Annotated in this window: 12 protein-coding genes, 3 tRNA genes and 1 pseudogene; 13 read left to right on the top strand and 3 right to left on the bottom strand. The window is 47.5% G+C overall.

The window, feature by feature from the left end; genetic code table 11:
• From NZD86_RS15755 to NZD86_RS15730, 6 genes are all read left to right on the top strand, one after another.
• On the top strand, positions 1-921 hold the full coding sequence (locus NZD86_RS15755; RefSeq protein WP_268043002.1) for an ABC transporter permease: 921 nt from the start codon (positions 1-3) through the stop codon (positions 919-921).
• A gap of 243 nt (positions 922-1,164) precedes the next feature.
• A complete protein-coding gene (locus NZD86_RS15750; RefSeq protein WP_268043001.1) occupies positions 1,165-2,922 on the top strand; it encodes an ABC transporter substrate-binding protein in 1,758 nt (585 codons plus the stop codon).
• Between the two features lie 275 nt (positions 2,923-3,197).
• On the top strand, positions 3,198-4,943 hold the full coding sequence (locus NZD86_RS15745; RefSeq protein ID WP_268043000.1) for an ABC transporter substrate-binding protein: 1,746 nt from the start codon (positions 3,198-3,200) through the stop codon (positions 4,941-4,943).
• A gap of 132 nt (positions 4,944-5,075) precedes the next feature.
• Positions 5,076-5,151, top strand: a tRNA-Lys gene (locus NZD86_RS15740).
• 136 nt (positions 5,152-5,287) lie between these two features.
• Positions 5,288-5,362, top strand: a tRNA-Gly gene (locus NZD86_RS15735).
• A 101-nt stretch (positions 5,363-5,463) separates the two neighbouring features.
• Positions 5,464-5,553, top strand: a tRNA-Ser gene (locus NZD86_RS15730).
• Positions 5,554-5,784: 231 nt separating this feature from the next.
• On the opposite strand, the pseudogene NZD86_RS15725 reads toward NZD86_RS15730, so the two are convergent.
• Positions 5,785-6,293, bottom strand: a pseudogene (locus tag NZD86_RS15725) (Rieske (2Fe-2S) protein); the annotation flags it as partial.
• Between the two features lie 277 nt (positions 6,294-6,570).
• Positions 6,571-7,500 (bottom strand): LysR family transcriptional regulator, encoded by a 930-nt coding sequence (locus NZD86_RS15720; protein WP_268042999.1) that lies wholly within the window; start codon positions 7,498-7,500, stop codon positions 6,571-6,573.
• Positions 7,501-8,063: 563 nt separating this feature from the next.
• On the opposite strand from NZD86_RS15720, the gene NZD86_RS15715 reads away from it, so the two are divergent.
• The 3 genes from NZD86_RS15715 (at position 8,064) to NZD86_RS15705 (ending at position 12,853) form a co-directional block, all read left to right on the top strand.
• Positions 8,064-9,524, top strand: coding sequence for an MFS transporter (locus NZD86_RS15715; protein WP_268042998.1), 1,461 nt, complete (start codon positions 8,064-8,066; stop codon positions 9,522-9,524).
• Positions 9,525-9,553: 29 nt separating this feature from the next.
• Positions 9,554-11,272, top strand: a complete 1,719-nt coding sequence (locus NZD86_RS15710; protein WP_268042997.1) for a thiamine pyrophosphate-requiring protein — start codon at positions 9,554-9,556, stop codon at positions 11,270-11,272.
• 102 nt (positions 11,273-11,374) lie between these two features.
• On the top strand, positions 11,375-12,853 hold the full coding sequence (locus tag NZD86_RS15705; protein WP_268042996.1) for an aldehyde dehydrogenase family protein: 1,479 nt from the start codon (positions 11,375-11,377) through the stop codon (positions 12,851-12,853).
• Positions 12,854-13,101: 248 nt separating this feature from the next.
• On the opposite strand, the gene NZD86_RS15700 is transcribed toward NZD86_RS15705, so the two are convergent.
• Positions 13,102-15,015: a XylR N-terminal domain-containing protein gene (locus tag NZD86_RS15700; protein WP_268042995.1), complete on the bottom strand. Its 1,914-nt coding sequence runs from the start codon at positions 15,013-15,015 to the stop codon at positions 13,102-13,104.
• A 256-nt stretch (positions 15,016-15,271) separates the two neighbouring features.
• On the opposite strand from NZD86_RS15700, the gene NZD86_RS15695 reads away from it, so the two are divergent.
• The 4 genes from NZD86_RS15695 (at position 15,272) to NZD86_RS15680 (ending at position 18,002) form a co-directional block, all read left to right on the top strand.
• Positions 15,272-15,769, top strand: coding sequence for a 2,4'-dihydroxyacetophenone dioxygenase family protein (locus NZD86_RS15695; RefSeq protein WP_268042994.1), 498 nt, complete (start codon positions 15,272-15,274; stop codon positions 15,767-15,769).
• Between the two features lie 14 nt (positions 15,770-15,783).
• Positions 15,784-15,909, top strand: coding sequence for a hypothetical protein (locus NZD86_RS15690; protein WP_268042993.1), 126 nt, complete (start codon positions 15,784-15,786; stop codon positions 15,907-15,909).
• Positions 15,910-15,911: 2 nt separating this feature from the next.
• Complete coding sequence (locus tag NZD86_RS15685; protein ID WP_268042992.1) at positions 15,912-16,448, top strand: 2,4'-dihydroxyacetophenone dioxygenase family protein; 537 nt, start codon at positions 15,912-15,914, stop codon at positions 16,446-16,448.
• Positions 16,449-16,721: 273 nt separating this feature from the next.
• Positions 16,722-18,002, top strand: a complete 1,281-nt coding sequence (locus tag NZD86_RS15680) for an MFS transporter (RefSeq protein WP_268042991.1) — start codon at positions 16,722-16,724, stop codon at positions 18,000-18,002.
• Positions 18,003-18,028: the final 26 nt, after the last annotated feature.

The raw sequence follows: 18,028 nt of genomic DNA, 5'->3' as shown, positions 1-18,028 counted from the left end.
ATGGGAGCGTATATCATTCGACGTATTGGTCAATCAATTATCGTGCTGTTCGGCATTTCAATTATCGCCTTCTTGCTCTTGTACGCGGTGCCGGCGGATCCGGCTCGGATTATTGCAGGGCCACACGCAACACCAGAAGTCGTTGCCCAAATCCGTCAGGACTTGGGACTTAACTTGCCGATTTATCAGCAATATTTACACTATCTGTGGGATCTCGTACGGGGCAATCTGGGAACGTCGTATATCTTCCACCGTCCAGTTCTGGGCATGATTGGGGAACGCATGGGTCCCACGGCCGAACTGGCACTTGGATGCTGGATTGCAGAATTGATTATCGGTATTCCTTTGGGGATTTATACAGCCCGTCACGCAAACAAGAAACGTGATATGGTGGTTAGTGCGCTCGCACTTGTCGGTATCTCGATCCCGGTATACTGGCTTGGCCTCCTGTTGCTGGTTCTGTTTGGGTTCAAACTTCAGATTTTTCCGCTCGGCGGATCAGGAGGGTTCCAATACCTGATTCTTCCGGCCATCACGTACGGGATCACGGGGGCCGCTTACTACACGCGCCTCTTGAAGTCATCGATGCTTGATGTCATGAATCAGGATTACATCCGAACGGCACGGGCGAAAGGTGCAAGTGAACGGCGAGTGGTCTGGAACCATGTGTTGCGCAACGCGTTGATTCCTGTCATCACCTTTGGCGGGATCGATATCGGTTATTTGCTTGCTGGTGTCGTCCTTGTTGAGGAAACCTTCAACTGGAACGGCATGGGTATGTTGGCCATCACGTCAATTCAAAACCAAGACATCCCTGTTATCATGGGAACCGTATTGTTGCTGGGTGTGTTTGTCGTCATCTTCAATCTCCTTGTCGACATCACTTACGGATTGGTTGACCCACGGATTCGTTACGACTGATAAACTGAAAATCTACCACAAAAGAGGCTGTCCCGCATGGCATTCACCATGCTGGGGATAGCCTCTTTTCGTGCGGAATCGAATACCAAGTTGCTTTGCAAAAAAGTAGTTGAGTATCCGGTTCATTGGCATTATAATTCTAAGTATTCTAACAAAAACAATATTGTGTAAGGAATAGTGTCATTCCAAATTTGGTAGAGAACACAAAAGTGGAAAGGCCTACAAAGAAATGGGGGAAAACAAATGTCTATGTCATGGAAAAAGGGTTTAGCAACTGTTTCGTCCGTTGCTATGATTGGTGTTTTATTAGCTGGTTGCGGAACAAGCAACACCGGCAACTCTTCGAGCGGTTCCAGTAACACTGCATCCACGAACGGTTCGTCAGGTGGCACTTCTACGTCTGATAATTCAAAGCCGGTTGAAGGCGGCAGCATTACTCTCGACATAACCCAGGCTGTACCGGACTTAGACCCGGCAGTTGCATTCGATACCAACTCGGCCGAGATCGAACAACAAGTCTACGAACCGCTGGTGACCTACAAGGGCAGCACGGACCAATTGACGGGCGATCTAGCCACGGATTGGACTGTGTCCACGGATGGGAAAACGTACACATTCCACATTCGCAATGGCGTCAAATTCTCCAATGGAGACCCCGTGACGGCCAAGAACTTCGTTTATCAGTTGCAACGAATTCTCGATAAAAATCTGCAGCCAAAACCGTCACCAGGTTATACGTTCTTCCTCAATATTACGGGTGCACAAGCATACTACGACGGTAAGGCGAAGTCTATCAGCGGTGTGAGTACGCCAGATGACTACACGCTTGTCATCAAGCTGGATAAACCCCAGCAGTACTTTATCAAGATTCTCGCCATGCCGTTCTTGTCCGCAACGGACCCCAGTTTCGTAAACAAGGTTGGAAACGCTGCTTTTGACACGACGAAATCAATGGGCACCGGTCCGTTCATTCTTCAATCGAACAGCCAGAGCCAAGTTGTGTTGGTAAAGAATCCAAACTATTGGCAGAAAGACTCCCAAGGAAATCAATTGCCGTACCTGGATAAAGTGACAATTAACATCAATAACAACTCGCAGTTGGACGCGCTACATTGGGAACAAGGGAAAACGGCATTCATGAGTCCGTGGCTGATGGGTGGCGACGGACTTCCGGCATCCGCCTACGCGACCATCATGAACACGCCAAAATATAAGCAACTCGTCATGCAGCAGCCAGAGAACTCGTTCTTCTACATCGGACTGAACATGAAAAAGACACTCGACGGCAAACCGAACCCGCTGAGCAACATCAAGGTTCGCCAAGCTATCGAATATGGCTTTGACCGCAGCCAGTACGTGAAGCTCGAGAACGGCGCTGATAAACCGGTGAACGAGCCAATGCCGGATTCCATCGAGGGATTTGTTAAAAACCTGGATCCGAGTGCTCAGTACAGCTTTGACCCGAACAAGGCAAAGCAACTTCTCAAAGACGCGGGTTACGCAAATGGCTTAACGCTCGACATGTGGAACAGGGACACTGAGACAGCTAAGAAAGAGGACCAGGCGTTCCAAGCCATGATGAAGAATATCGGTATCAACATCAACTTGCACGAAGTAACATTTAAGGACTTCCTGACGAAGGCGATGAGCGGCACTGCTCCGATTTACTTCTCGGGATGGAACCAGGACTATCCGGACGCATCAGACTTCTTAAATACGTTCTTTAACACGAATCAGATTCCAGAAAACAATATGAGTAACTACTCTGACCCACAGGTTGATCAGTGGCTGAATGCGGCTGAATTTGACGCTAGTGCTTCTGACCGCGACAACCTGTACGCCAAGGTTATCAACAAGGTTATGAGTGACGCAGTCTTCGTTCCTACGACGGAAACTGTGGGTCACTGGAGTGTACAATCTTGGGTTCACGGCTTCTATACGAGTAATATCACTTACGATCCGATGGCTTACATTTGGGTCGACCCAGGCCACAACTCATAAGTCATTTATTTGTTTCAATGTGGGACTGTCCCCAAAAATGCATCATCAGACGCTGTTTTGGGACAGTCCTTCCTTTATGCGCTGTCTAAACCAATCGACAAAAATTACGTTATTTCGCAAATAAAGTAGTTGAGTATCCAGTGCATTCACTTTATAATTTAAATCGTTCTGATGCTTTTAATCTTCGAATAACTCTTTTGAGACAATGAGGAGATGAGCTAGGAACAATAGAGGTAAAAAGTCGAAAAGACTAAAAAGAAACGGGGGAAATTCAAATGTCTACGTCATGGAAGAAGGGGTTAGCAACTGTAGCCTCTATCAGCATGATCGGTGTTTTACTTGCTGGTTGCGGCACGAGCAACGGCGGCGGCAATTCAGCAGGCGGGGCAAGCAATACTGCTTCAGGTGGTACTTCTACGTCTGATAATTCAAAGCCAGTTGAAGGCGGCAGCATTACGCTCGATTTGACCCAGGCCGTTCCGGATTTAGATCCAGCGGTGGCTTTCGATACCACGTCCGCCGAGATCGAACAACAAGTGTATGAACCACTCGTTACTTATAAAGGCAGCACGAACGACATAATCGGTGATCTCGCAACAGATTGGAACGTGTCCCAGGACGGTAAAACATACACATTCCATATTCGCAAGGGCGTTAAGTTCTCAAACGGCGACCCAATGACAGCAAAGAACTTTGTTTATCAATTGCAACGCATTCTTGATAAGAAAATGCAACCCAAACCGTCTCCGGGTGCTTCGTTCTTCCTCAACATCACGGGCGCTCAAGCATACTACGACGGGAAGGCCAAATCGATTAGCGGTGTGAGCACACCCGACGATTACACGCTCGTCATTCAACTCGACAAGCCGGAACAGTTCTTCCTCAAGATTCTCGCAATGCCGTTCTTGTCTGCAACCGATCCAAGTTTCGTAAACAAGGTTGGCAATGCAGCGTTTGACACCACGAAAGCAATGGGCACCGGTCCATTTATCTTGCAATCCAACGGTCAAAACAAGGTTGTATTGGTGAAGAACCCGAACTATTGGCAAAAGGATTCGCAAGGGAACCAATTGCCATATTTGGACAAAGTCACAATGAATGTAAACAATAACCCTGAGCTCGACTCCATGCACTGGGAACAGGGTCAAACAGCCTTCATGAGCCCATGGTTAATCGGTGGCGACGGAATCCCAACGGTCGCTTATCCCACCATCATGAACTCGCCCAAATTTAGCAAGTTAGTTATGAAAGAGCCGATGAACTCCATGTACTATATCGGCTTAAACGTCAAGAAAACGCTAGACGGCAAGCCGAATCCACTCAGCAATGTGAAACTGCGTCAAGCTATCGAGTATGGGTTTGATCGTTCGCAATATGTGAAGCTAGAGAACGGTGCGGACAAGGCTGTCAACGAGCCAATGCCAGATTCTATCGAAGGATTCGTCAAGAACCTGGATCCAAGTGCTCAATATACGTATGACCCGGCCAAGGCAAAACAGCTCGTCAAGGACGCAGGTTTCCCGAATGGTGTTACGCTGGACATGTGGAATACCAACCAGTCAACATCCAAGAAGGAAGACCAAGCATTCCAGGCCATGATGCAGGCCATTGGCATCAAAATCAACTTGCACGAAGTCACGTTCAAGGACTTCCTGACGAAAGCCATGAGCGGTGATGCACAGGTCTTCTTCTCGGGTTGGAATCAAGATTATCCTGACGCATCTGACTTCTTGAACACGTTCTTCAACTCGAATCAAATTCCAGAAAACAACATGACCAATTATTCCGATCCACAAGTCGACCAATGGCTGAATGCAGCAGAGTTTAACGCAAGCGCATCTGACCGCGATAACCTGTACGCTAAGGTTATCAACAAAGTCATGAGCGAGGCCATATTTGTACCGACGACGGAAACAGTTGGACACTGGTGTGTACAACCATGGGTTCATGGTTTCTATACAAGCAACATTACCTATGATCCGATGGCATACATCTGGGTCGATCCAGGTCACAACTCTTAATTCGAATCAAATTCAAACGGTCTCGCCTCGGCGGGACCGTTTCTTATGTAAGTAGGCCGTTCTATAGAGCGATTGGGAAGTCATTGCATGTAGTTCAATATATGTGGTATACTATTTCCTGTTGTCATACATGAGCCATTAGCTCAGTCGGTAGAGCACCTGACTTTTAATCAGGGTGTCCCGCGTTCGAGTCGCGGATGGCTCACCAAGGCAAGTCGCGCTGTGCGCGACTTTTTGTTTCTGGCGAACCGATTTCGACGTAGTGGAGTCCAGTAATCACCGTTGAAAAAGTGTTGACAACTTGGACTATTGTCCTGTATCTTATTGCATGCAGCGTTTATTATGCGGAAGTGGCTCAGGGGTAGAGCATCGCCTTGCCAAGGCGAGGGTCGCGGGTTCGAATCCCGTCTTCCGCTCCACAGAGGCACGCAAGTCGGGCTTCGCCAATCAGGGATTCATGACGGTAGGTCAAGTGCTTGGCGGCACTTGGCTGTCAGAATCCGAAATATCACACCACCGTGGAGAGGTGGTCGAGTGGTTTAAGGCAGCGGTCTTGAAAACCGCCGTGTTCGCAAGGGCACCGTGGGTTCGAATCCCACCCTCTCCGCCATACGTAGCAAGGAAAATCGGCACCTACTTGGGTGTCGGTTTTTCGTGTTTGTGGACCGATCGCTAATCCATTGCTAATCCGCATGGATTTTCCCCACGAACACATCCATTAATTTTTGAGTTCCAAAGAGTGCTTGATCAAAGTCCCTAGCAGTCTTTTCCTGCATGCCAGGCATGACGTGTGAGTACAGATTTAGCGTTATACCCACTTCCGAGTGCCCGAGTCTCTCACTAGGATGGTGAGACCTGACCCCCAGCCTTGACTTCGGTGCGTCGTCCCGAATTCCAGCCGACTTTCGCGATGTCCGTATCAGGTACGCCCAGCGAGACCAGTGCAACGACGGCCTTCGCGATAATCAGGGAGAGGTTTTGCTCAAGTCCTTCACGTAGACGTTTAAAGTGCCACTGTGCGTCTTTGCGACGTTTCGGAAGGGGATTGGCGTAGACAACGCTATCCTCGACGCGGACTTCGTGGGCGGAGACATCGTCGGCCCATGGATCAAGTGTGCCACCACTACACACATCAAACCGCGCGTGGTGCCAGTGGCAGGTCAAGATGCCATCACACACACTGCCAAGGTGCAGCGGGAAGCCCATGTGCGGGCAGCGGTTTTCGACCGCGTAAACGCTCTCCTCGTGGAAGAAAACCGCGATACCTTTGACAACCTTTGGACCTCTAGCTTGAATTTCCTCTAGTGTCCCGATGCGTAGCCACTCTGTTGATACAGCGTCAACACTCATGTGTATCGCCTCCAGTTTTCTAGTCTTGCGGATGACCTCTTCAGGTTTTTACCATCATGATAGTCGCCACCATCACGCCTTGTTGGTTTTATGATAGCGCTGTCAGGAACGACGCGATATAAGACGATGGTCGTAAGTCCTAGACACTTCCAGCCGTGGAGGGGGTGCGCGGGAAACTGCACGCGTGCCACGCGACGGGTAATCGACAATCCACTTTAGAGCTCAGACAGACAAATGTGGCCTCGTAACGCGCGAGTGATTGGGTAAAGTAGAGTGGTCAATCTGGTCTTGTGGAATCGCAGTGAGGCTCTTGTATCTCTTTAGCTGTTGCATGATGTGGTCTGTATATGTCGAGAACACTTTGAATAAACAGTTTACTGACAGAGTCGAGAGGGGTGTTTTGAGGATAGACGAGACTGACCGACATGCGTGGGAAATTGACGATCGGTACCGCAACGAGGTTGGGGTCAGAGATTTGTTTCAGATAGGAATGGGTCAAAATGGATCCCAGTTCATGGTATGTTAGAATTTGGCGCAGCGATTCTAGACTCGATAGTTGTAATGTTGGAGTTAATTTAAAACCGCGAGGATTCGTATATTCGTCGATGAATTGACGAATCAAGTAACGCTTCGGTAGTAATGCCAATGGAGTTGAACGTAATTCTTCGAGGGTTACTGATTTTGTTCTGGCAAGACTGTGGCCGTTTGATAAAACAAGACAGAACTCTTCTTCGTATAAATGTATGCATTCTAGCCTGGGGTCGGTTGTTGGTAGGAAAATGATACCGAGATCCAATTTGTGATTCAACAGCGCTTCAATCGTTTCTTCCGATCGTAAATCTGTGATCGATAATTCAATATCGGGATATTTTTCTTGAAAGGCAATTGCCGGTTGAATTAACATATGGGTTCCTGCACATCCAACGTTTAAACTTCTCCGTCTTAAGACGTGCAACTGTTGGATCTCGATAATGGCTTGGTCTAATTCGTAAAAAATACGAAGCGCATGATCTCGTAGAATTTTCCCGGATTGGGTAAGGTTAATTTTTTTACCTGAACGTTCAAATAATTTAGTGTCGAGACGGGATTCCAACAGCTGAATTTGTTGACTTAATGTAGGCTGTGTAATACCCAAAAGCTCCGCCGCGCGCGTAAAATGAAGTTCTTCAGAAAGTTTTATAAAATATTCCAACAGGCGAATTTCCAAAGATATTCCTCCAATCATATACATCAGTGAACCATACCAACTGACTGCGTCGGTACGTCTCATCACTACAGATTGAGGTTATTCCGATTCACCATAGCCACGGCCTATAAACCGATAGAATTTTCTATATTGTTCATTAGTTCAGACTATTATACTATACAAACATCATAAGAGAAGGGGGGCGTGATATCCCTACTCAACTTCTGTAAGCGTTGTCATGAACCTTAAAAGGTGAAACAACATTGAGGAGGCAGAGTTCAGTCGACGGTGTCTATGTATCTCGAGGTAGCTCGTGACGCTGCAATAAAAATCTAAATATTCAAACCATAAAATGGCGTGTTTATAACCGACTCATCTGCCTGTCTTATCGCCAGAACAGGCTTGGGAAATGCAAACAGGTAAGGTTTCCTCCGATTAGATTATCACTAGCTACCTGGGTTGAACGCAATAAACGGCGAATGAGTCACTTGCATTAAGTACCGGGTCGGTAGCCTCTGTAATGAGTGGGAAAAATTTGAGACGCCTACACAACCCTTATTTCTCTTGTAAGGAGGAAACAGCTAATGATTAATACAGAAAGAGGATTCAACTATCGAACGATGTGGCTGATTCTAATGATGGGATGGATGGTCAGCGCGGCGGACAGATCGATATCGGGGCCCGTGATCACATGGATGATCCAGCACAAGGTAGCATTCCTATTAACCGCTGCACATCCATTCGCGGTCGGGGGACTCATTGGTAGCGTATTGTTTACTGGTTACATGTTGAACCAGTTTCCAGGCGGGTACTTGGGGGACCGATTTGGACACAGGAAGATTATTGCAATCGGTGTAATACTAGGTGGGATTGGTACCTTAGCGAGTGGACTTCTAGCCACGCTCCTAGGCTTTGTGGCTCTTCGCGTAGTCACTGGACTTGGGGACGGGATGCTTTATGCAAATGACCGCACGCTAATTGCGGAGGTTAGTCCATTCGAGAAACGCGGTTTGGGCATGGGCGTGGTTATTAGTGGTTTTTCCGTAGGTATTACATTAGAGACCCTTTTAGCGCCGTACATGATTAATTGGGGTTCTACGTTGTTTGGAACAACTCAAGGCTGGAGAATGCCGTTTTATTTAATAGGTATTTGCACGCTCATTCTCGGAGCAGTCATGGCGAAATACTTTAACCGGACGACGCCGGCTCATACCAAGCAGGCGTCTTACGGTACGGCTTCTATCGCTGTCGGAAAGTATGCCATTACATTCTTAATCGCCATTATGGTCATTTTTTTCGTTGCCGATCGCGTTGGCCTTCCAAGCTGGGGTGTAGCTACTATTGAACTGGTCTTTGCCCTCGTATTGATTTGTTTTGCCTTTCTTAACAAAGGACGAGAACTAGGAACCATCCTAAAGAACAAAGACTTGATGTTGCTTAACCTTGCGGCTGTTGCGGTTCTGTGGAATCTTTGGTTTTTTACCTTCTGGTCAGTCTCCATCATTTCTGACGGTGCGCACACGACTTTCTTAAAAGCCGCTCTCACCGCTGCATTCAATGGGGTCGCCGGTCTCCTAGGGTATCCCGTAGGTGGTTGGCTCTCTGATTACGCTGTAAGTAAAAACTGGGGACGCAAGCCATTTCTTGTCTCTTTTACATTCATGCAGGGGATTTTAACATTGGTCTTTGCAATCTATCTCATGCATCACGGAAGCTCGCTGGTAGTAATGGGGATTCTCCTCTTTGTAACAAGCCTTTTCTTCAATTTTATGCAGCCGATTCAACATGCCATGGTATCCGACTTTGCGTCGTCTGCTCAACGCGGTTCTGCGTTCGGAATGTTCAATTTATTCGGCGAAATGGGAGCGGTCATTTCGCCTGCATTGGGTGGTACTTTGCGGGATGCTACAGGGAACTGGAACTCTGCTGTGTTAGTGGATGCTATTGTCATTCTCATTAGCGTTGGCCTGATGCTCTTTGTCAACCAAAAACGAGCCATGGCAAAAGTAGATGAACATCCGATATCCACCGAAGTGACCGTGTAAAACGAATTTCAGCTTGGGGAGAGACGACCATGCAACAAAAATATACAACTGGTACCGCATTTTTAGAAGCGTTGCGTGACGCTGGCGTGTCGTACCTGTTTGTGAATTTAGGTAGTGATCATCCAGCTCTCATTGAAAGTTTGGCACAGGTAAACCAGGAACAGAACAAATTCCCGCAGGTAATCACATGTCCTCACGAGATGGTGGCACTCAGCGCTGCGCATGGTTACGCGCAAGTGACAGGAAGGCCTCAGGCAGTGATTGTTCATGTGGAATGTGGGACACAGAATCTTGGCGGGGCAATTCACAATGCCGCAAAGGGGAGAGTTCCCGTACTCGTTTTCGCCGGAGCATCACCCTATACCCAAGAAAATGAACTCTTGGGTAGTCGAAACGAGTTCATTCATTGGATTCAAGACGTGCGAGACCAACGCGGGATAGTACGAGGATATGTCAAATACGACAACGAGATTCGAACGGGTGCGAATGTCAAGCAACTCGTCTACCGGTCCTTGCAAATCGCTCAGAGTAACCCTAAGGGACCAGTTTATTTGATGGGCCCACGAGAGGTGATGGAGGAAGAAACGGAGCCAGTCACACTCAACAGTGATTTGTGGCAACCAATATCTCCGAGTGCACTTCCATCACAGGGAGTGAGAGACATTGTGAGCGACCTTCTGAAAGCAGAGAATCCTTTAATCGTCACCTCCTACCTTGGAAGATCTAACGGGGCTGTAGAAGAATTGACTCGTCTGTGCAACCGCTTGGCAATACCGGTGGTTGAGTCTGTTCCTAGCTACATGAATTTTCCAACAGACAACCCGCTGCATTGTGGATACCAGTGGACGAATGCTCAGAACGAATTACTGTCCGAGGCTGACGTGGTGCTTGTCATTGACAGTGATGTCCCGTGGATCCCGTCGGGGAACAAACCTTCAGAAGAATCTACTGTCTATTATATTGATGTCGATCCGCTGAAGACACAGATGCCACTTTGGTATATTCCATCAAAGCGGTTTTTTGCAGCCGATTCAGGTGTAGCATTACAACAGCTAAATGAGTACCTGGATTTCTTAGACGATGCTGACGTTCCTGCACGCGGCGAGCGGCGCGAAAGGATAGCCAGGGTTCATGAGCGGCAACGCAGTCAGTGGACTGAAGAAGAGACCGGTCGTGAACACGAGATTACACCAGCCTATTTGACCGCATGCGTCAGGGAGCTACTAGACGATAATACAATTGTTCTTTCAGAAGGGATTTCTAATTTCGACACAATTTGTCGGCATCTTCGTCTAACCAAACCTGGAACGTTGCTTAGTAGTGGTGGTGGCTCCTTGGGATGGCACGGCGGTGCCGCGATTGGAGTAAAACTGGCGATGCCGTATAAAACAATCATTAGCTTAGTCGGTGACGGCACTTACATGTTTAGCGTACCGTCGTCCGTGCATTGGATTGCCCGCAAGTATCAAACTCCATTTCTGACTGTAATTTATAACAATGGAGGTTGGAAGTCTCCAAAGCTGTCGACTCTAGCTGTTCATCCAGAAGGAGTGGCCAAGCGTACGGATACCTTCTTTACCAAGTTTGATCCGGGCTCAGATCTTGAAAAGATTGCTGAAGCTGCAGGGGGCGCGTTTGCGAAGTCAGTGGAAGATCCGCGGCAATTAAAGGACGTACTTAGGGAGGCCTTGGCCGAAGTGCAAAATGGTCACCCGGCCGTGGTTAATGTTCGACTCCCGCATCATTAATAATTTCGACTTCCGGATCATTAATAATACCGAATACAAGTTTGGAGCACGGCATGAACACGTAGCTTGCGAGAAAACTATTGGATAGGAGGGTGTTTGTAAATGAGTAACGAACCGATTGTCGTCCATACCATTATCAATGGTGAAAGAGTTGCAACGGAAAATCAGTATCCACGGGAGAATCCTGCCAATCCAGGCGAAATTGTGGGCTACGGCCCGGTAAGCACAAGGGAAGATGCGGCTCAAGCGATTGAAGCTGCTTCCGCTGCGCTTTCTGTTTGGTCGCGAGTCCCTCTTACAGAGCGTATTGCGCATATGCAACGAGCAATTGAGAAGATAAAGGCAGCTGCAAATGAACTTGTGCCACTGCTCAGTCGCGAACATGGCAAGCCCCTGTACGATGCGGGTGGCGAAGTGTTCGTGACAACGATGTGGATGGAATATGCTTGTGCTGTAGCGGAAGAAGTGTTGAAGGATAAAGTGGAGGTCCATGAGAACGGGAAAACAATTACGACTCATGATCCGGTGGGTGTTGTCGCCGCGATTTTCCCGTGGAACTACCCTTTAGCCTTATCTACGATTAAGATTGCGCCGGCTCTTCTTGCAGGGAACACAATCGTCCTAAAGCCGAGTCCGTTTGCACCGCTGGCAGTCAGTAAAACGATTGAAATCATAGCGGAAGAGTTTCCGGCTGGAGTTATCAATTTAGTTCATGGTGATTCCGATGTCGGCATGGAACTGACAACGAACCCAAAGGTCGCTAAGATTGCCTTCACGGGAGGGACTGCCACAGGTAGAAGTATTATGAAGTCCGCAGCAGACACACTGAAAAACGTCACCTTAGAATTGGGTGGTAACGATGCTGCCATTATTCTGCCGGAATTTGATGTCACGGATGATCGTGCGATGCGTCGTCTTGTCATTTCAAATTTTTTGACCACTGGGCAGATTTGTATGATAGCTAAGCGTGTCTACGTACATCGCTCAATCTATGATAGTTTCGTGGAAAAGTATATTGAAGCAGCGAATAAATGGGTGCGTGTAGGAAATCCGTTCAATCCAGATGTTACTGTTGGTCCTGTAAACAACAGGCGTCAGCTCGAATATGTCAAGAGTCTCATTGACGATGCAAAGAGGCGTGGTGCCAAAGTCATTCCACTCGGGCGGATATTGGATTCGGAAGACTTTGAAAGAGGCTACTTCCTGCAACCTACGCTGGTTCTTGACGCTGGATATGACGCTCCCATTGTTGCCGAAGAGCAGTTTGGTCCAACCGTTCCGGTGTTGCCATATGATGATGAAGAACAGGTGATTTCGCTCGTTAATGATAGTATCTATGGGCTTACCAGCTCGGTGTGGGGAGAAGAAGAACATGCAACTCGTGTGGCTCGCCGCATTCAAGCAGGAACCACAATGATAAACACAGCAGCAGTACAGGGCCTTGATGTACGATTCCCGTTTGGTGGTTATAAACAGTCGGGAGTTGGGCGTGAGTACGGTGTTGAGGGGCTACTTGCTTACGTTGAAACCCATGTCATCAACATTCCAACCCTTGGAGAGTTACCCAATATTCCTGAATGAAATTACAAGGTTAATCCCCGAACAAAACCTCCATATGGTTTGTGTCTTGTGAAAGAGGGGAATGAAATGGGCGTAAAGAAACAGGTAGGTGCAGTAGTTTTGCATTTGCCTGTTTCTTTTTTGGATTTACCGCGAAATTCCATTACCGGTCAACGGGGGCATATCACAAAGTCGAATTTCATGTCACCCAGGCCGGCCGGGTCGTCTCCCGCATGCGGTTCGCTTGAACATTAAATACAAGAATACACTTAGAACTCAACAACCCCAAAGTACTCCAAAATCATCAATGCGGAATGTGTGTCGAAAAAATCCTTTGACGTCTCCAAATTAAGTCCGGTTATCTCTTCGATACGCTTGAGGCGGTATTTAATAGAACCAGCCGACATATTCATCGCGCGCGATGTCTTCAGGATATTTCCCTGATTATCAAAATAGTAGTGTAATGTTTTTGCGAGTTCGGATTTATTATGGCTATCATAATCGATGATTGCACCCAGTGTACGTATGGAGAAACGTTTCATGTCCTCAACGTTATCGTCATTGCATAAATAGGCGATGAGTCCCAAATCGGTGAATGACGCCACATTACAGGAAGAGTTTTTTAACTTTGCGAGCTTAATTGCCTTTTTCGCTTCGTCGTAACCTCTACGAAAATCCTCCATACGGTGACAAAGCGTACTGATGCCAACGGTGATGTCGAGGTCACGGTACCTGTTCATCAAAGTTTGGACTATGAGTTGACCCATGCCCCGGGCGTCACGGTTAATTACCCGTGTGAAATCTTCAGGGATCAGAACGATAATTTGTTCCAGTTTACTGGAAATCAGACAATTTCCTCCGATTTGTTTCAGTTGATCGAAGATACTGGAGGCGAGCTGTCGCCGGAGTTCATCAAGATATCGTTCTCCTCCCTCACTCAGATCTTTGTCGGGGTGTAAAAAGTTGAAAACGAATACATACTGTGGCCGATGTAAATTGTATCCGAGCACTTTCATGCGGCGCGTGAGATTTTCCACGCTCTGATCTCCATTTAAGATCTCATCGAAAAATTCGCCTCGAATTCGTTCCTCCGTCTCCAGGGAGATTCTTTCATTCAGAAGTTGGATCGCACAGATGGTGGCGGCTCTCTCTATGCACATGACCTCCATTTCTGTGAAGTCACCGCTTTCTTTAATCAGTGAAATGTATCCCCAAACTTCTTTGTCCACAATAATTGGGGCAATGAGGCGTTCGTGTTTCCAGCCGAATTCTGCTGGGACGGGCAAATGAACGGTTCGCTTTTGTACAATCAGTCGATTAAACACCTGATTTTCCTTTGTAGAGTGTTGTTTTACAAACTGTGCAAATTCGCCCTCGCGTGAGGGGCCATAAGACTCGAACAGCTCGAAATTTTTGTCCTCAATATTCACTATACATTTGAGGTGCTTGCCTAGAATATTGATGATGGATGAGAGTCCCTTTCGTCGTAACAACTCGCTGGAAAGCTGTTCGTCGATGAGGAGTACCTTTCTAAGCATTTCCTTTTGCTGCTCGATTCTAACATATGCTTTATCCAGTTCTTCAACGAGATTCTCCTCTTGATAGTAGCGGAGTTGGCTCCTGGTCTCGTCGTCCCAGTCCTCAATGGGTTTCGCTACCCAGTGACAATGGGCATCTCCTTTTCCAACGCATTCGATTTCATGAAACAGGACTCTACGTCCTAAGTGTTGGCTAACGTATCCTCCCGCGTAGCCAAGGAGGGTAAAACACACCGCTTCATGGTAATGACCATAATGCTTGAGATGTTGTTCTGCTTCATACGAATGGTACCAATACCCCTCCGCGTAATAATCTCGGGTGACAGGGTCGAAGTTCAGTTTTTCAGTCTTAACGAGCACGTCACCAGTGATTCTATGAATCTCAGGGCCGGCGTGCAGCCAATCCATATCCGAATGCGAGGGCATCATGTCCTTGAATGTGCGCGCGTAATTCTCTCCGCATTTCCAGCCGTACCGAAGCAAAAACCCCTTGGCCCGCTCCATGCCCAATGTTGAGATGAGGTCTTTACGTAATTCACCAAGTGCATCCGTTTCAATTAAAACAAGGCGCCGGTCTTTCATATGTATTTGTTGGGTTTCCGGATCAATTGTGAGAAGTTCCGTGAGTTGTGTATCTTCCATCATGTCAAACACTCCCCTCCAAAATTCCCTAAAAAATAAATTGATTTTGTGAGAGTCACGAGATGTCCAACATCTGGGTTGCGTTGTACATTGGTGAATTACACTAAAAATTTAGATAATAATTTATGAAATTAGCTAACTAAAAGCGACGGTTGTCAAAGTCAAGATTGGCTGATTCGAGTATATGCTTCTGCATTCTCCTTAATATAACATGAGCACAGGTGTAAACGCTATCATATAAAAATGTAGGAGGATGACGATGGAATACTACGTAGAGGTTGAGAAGCGATTGGACCAACGACGTGACCAATTTGCATTACCGGAGGGCTATATCCATTCCTCGGAAGAGTCTTCTCCATGGGTTCCGTTTTTAGAAAATGTATGGATTCGCCACCTGACTTTTGATATTCGAAATAACACTGCATCCAACGTTCTGTGGGTAGAGGCTGGTGGAAAGCTTGGCAGGCACCGCCATCGCGGCCCAGTCAACGGATATGTGTTGGAAGGAAGCTGGCGGTATCTAGAGTACGACTGGGTTGCGACACCCGGAGACTACATTCGTGAAAGTCCTGGGCGTTGCCATACGCTTGTCTCTGATAAAGGTATGAAAACGGTATTTCAACTCAATGGGGCACTGGAGTTCCTCGATGACGACGAAAAAATTATTGAAACAGTCGATGTATTTTGGTTTATAGACCACTACCTCAGCTTCTGTGAAAAGCACAACTTGAAGGTCAACGAAGCTCTGTTTTTGTAAGACATGTTGTTCTGATGGTTTCTTCGCTGCTCATTGTTCTTCTCGAGGATCTGGCCCCGTACATGGTCAACGGTGGACTCATGCTCGGTTGGGGCGTCCGTGGTGAACCGGGAATTACACCCCTTGAGGAGGAAAAATAAGTATGTTTGACACGTCCGACACGAAGTTTACACCGTCTTCCGCTTACGAGATCGTCAAAATCCCCGAGACCTATGCGAATATCATAGAACGCTATGGTGTTGAGGGTAAGTACGTCAATGCTCAGGAGAGCCCATGGGTGCCATTTGGTGTGAATGCTGCCATACGCCATCTAGCCTTCGACGTTCGAAACAATATTGCGAGCAACATTCTTTGGATCAAGTCAGGGGGCGTAATTGGCACACATAAGCACAGGGGCACGATAGTCATGGTGTGCATGGAAGGCAGCGCGCGCTATCTTGAATATGACTGGGTCGCGGGTCCTGGAGACTTCATCTGGGAAACGCCGGGATTGTGCCATACGCTCGTGAGTGATGACCCGAATGGAGTCAAGTTGTTCGGGTGGCTTCAAGGTCCTATCGAGTTTTACGATGAGAATGCTAATTTCCTTGAGACGGTAGATGTCTGGTGGTACATCAACCACTACGAAACCTACTGCCGGGACCATGACATCCCCATTAACAAACAAATGTACCTCTGATGACTCAAGGACATTGTGTCCCTCTATTTGAAACGGGGAAAATTGGTTGTATCAGAACGCAGGTGAGGGTTGCCTGTTGGCAACCCGCAGCCAATACAGAGTGGATAAGGTGTCTTTCTTATTCAATATTACAGCTATCTAAGTAAATGTCGGATTATTTAGATATAATGGTTAGGCCATCCAGTTTTGGGTAAATGAGGGAATTCTTTGTGTAGGGACACACAGAATGTAAACGGAAATACAGCTTTTTAAGCTATAAAAGGGGTGATTGGCGTGCAATCCACAAGACGATGGTGGTCTTACGAAAACACGGTCCTAGCGATTTTATCGCTAGGATGGGGTTTCCTCTTTCTCGAACGGTTGGATATCAATTATCTGATGCCTTCAATGGTCAAGGACCTGCACTTGTCAAATGCCGATGTCGGATTCATTGCGGCAGGTTTTTCATTGACGTGGGCGTTCTCGGGTTACTTTGGAGGATACCTTGGCGACCTTTTGGGGAGACGTAAGCCGATCTTAATCATCAGCGTCCTTACCTTTTCCGTCTGCTCATTTATAACGGGTCTTGCAACGGGATTTCTCTTGTTGCTAGTCTTCCGAATGGTTATGGGATTATTGGAAGGGCCGTTTTTTCCAGCGGGCCAGTCAGTGCTTCTCGCTGAATCCTCCGATTCCCGGCGAGGCTTTAATTTAGGCTTCCTGCAAAACTTTCCTTCCAATGCCCTAGGAGGTATCGCAGGCCCAATTATTATTGTGGCTCTAGCCACAGCGTTCGGATGGCGAAACGCATTCTTTTTCACGGTCATTCCAGGCATTGTTGTAGCTCTATTGATGTGGAAATTTATGCGCGAGCCAAAACAGCTTGTTGACAATTCGCTGAATGTGGCCTCGCATGGTCAACAACGTCAGACCGAAAAGACGAGCCCGTGGGAAGTTTTCAAATACGGAAACATGATTATTTGTATGGTTATTTCCGTTTGCCTGATTCCATGGTACACACTCCTCTTCAGCTATGCCCCTCTTTATCTGACAGAAGTCAGAGGCATGTCACCTCATACCATGAGCTACCTCATGTCGAGCGTTGGTCTTGGCGCGGCAGTTTGGGGATTTGTTGTGCCGATGATTTCTGATAAGTGGGGCAGAAAACCGACTATGATTCTATTTTGCTTGATTTCCATCCTCGGTCCGCTGTCCGTGATGTACTTACACGGTCCAATTTGGCTGCTGATGGTCGTGATTTTCGTGGGGTCTGCTGGACCTGGCTGTATGGCTCTGTATATGTCCATCATCCCGGCAGAGACAGTGCCGCGAAAAAATGTCGGAGCTGCAATTGGCTTGGCGATGGCGTCAGGGGAATTGGTTGGCGGCGTGGGGCTTGTCTCCGCTGGGGGCGTGTTGGCTAATCACTTTGGCTTAGTTGCACCTCTTCTGATGTCTGGAGGGTTTGCATTGATTGCCGCTTTAGTCGCTGTCCTGCTCAGGGAGACGGCACCCCTGAAGCTACAAAAGCGACTCGCAGCCAAGGTGGATGTCTTTCCCAACCTAGAGGCGTAGTCATTTGCGAGGAGAGGAGGCGCCTT

The organism is Alicyclobacillus dauci, assembly GCF_026651605.1.
Classification (GTDB): Bacteria; Bacillota; Bacilli; order Alicyclobacillales; family Alicyclobacillaceae; genus Alicyclobacillus; species Alicyclobacillus dauci.
This window is presented reverse-complemented; position numbering and strand designations above follow the sequence as displayed.

Coding starts and splice junctions, on each gene's coding strand:
- NZD86_RS15755 (WP_268043002.1), top strand. CDS start 1: ATGGGAGCGTATATCATTCGACGTATTGGTCAATCAATTATCGTGCTG.
- NZD86_RS15705 (WP_268042996.1), top strand. CDS start 11,375: ATGAGTAACGAACCGATTGTCGTCCATACCATTATCAATGGTGAAAGA.
- NZD86_RS15750 (WP_268043001.1), top strand. CDS start 1,165: ATGTCTATGTCATGGAAAAAGGGTTTAGCAACTGTTTCGTCCGTTGCT.
- NZD86_RS15745 (WP_268043000.1), top strand. CDS start 3,198: ATGTCTACGTCATGGAAGAAGGGGTTAGCAACTGTAGCCTCTATCAGC.
- NZD86_RS15700 (WP_268042995.1), bottom strand. CDS start 15,015: ATGATGGAAGATACACAACTCACGGAACTTCTCACAATTGATCCGGAA.
- NZD86_RS15710 (WP_268042997.1), top strand. CDS start 9,554: ATGCAACAAAAATATACAACTGGTACCGCATTTTTAGAAGCGTTGCGT.
- NZD86_RS15715 (WP_268042998.1), top strand. CDS start 8,064: ATGATTAATACAGAAAGAGGATTCAACTATCGAACGATGTGGCTGATT.
- NZD86_RS15695 (WP_268042994.1), top strand. CDS start 15,272: ATGGAATACTACGTAGAGGTTGAGAAGCGATTGGACCAACGACGTGAC.
- NZD86_RS15690 (WP_268042993.1), top strand. CDS start 15,784: ATGGTTTCTTCGCTGCTCATTGTTCTTCTCGAGGATCTGGCCCCGTAC.
- NZD86_RS15685 (WP_268042992.1), top strand. CDS start 15,912: ATGTTTGACACGTCCGACACGAAGTTTACACCGTCTTCCGCTTACGAG.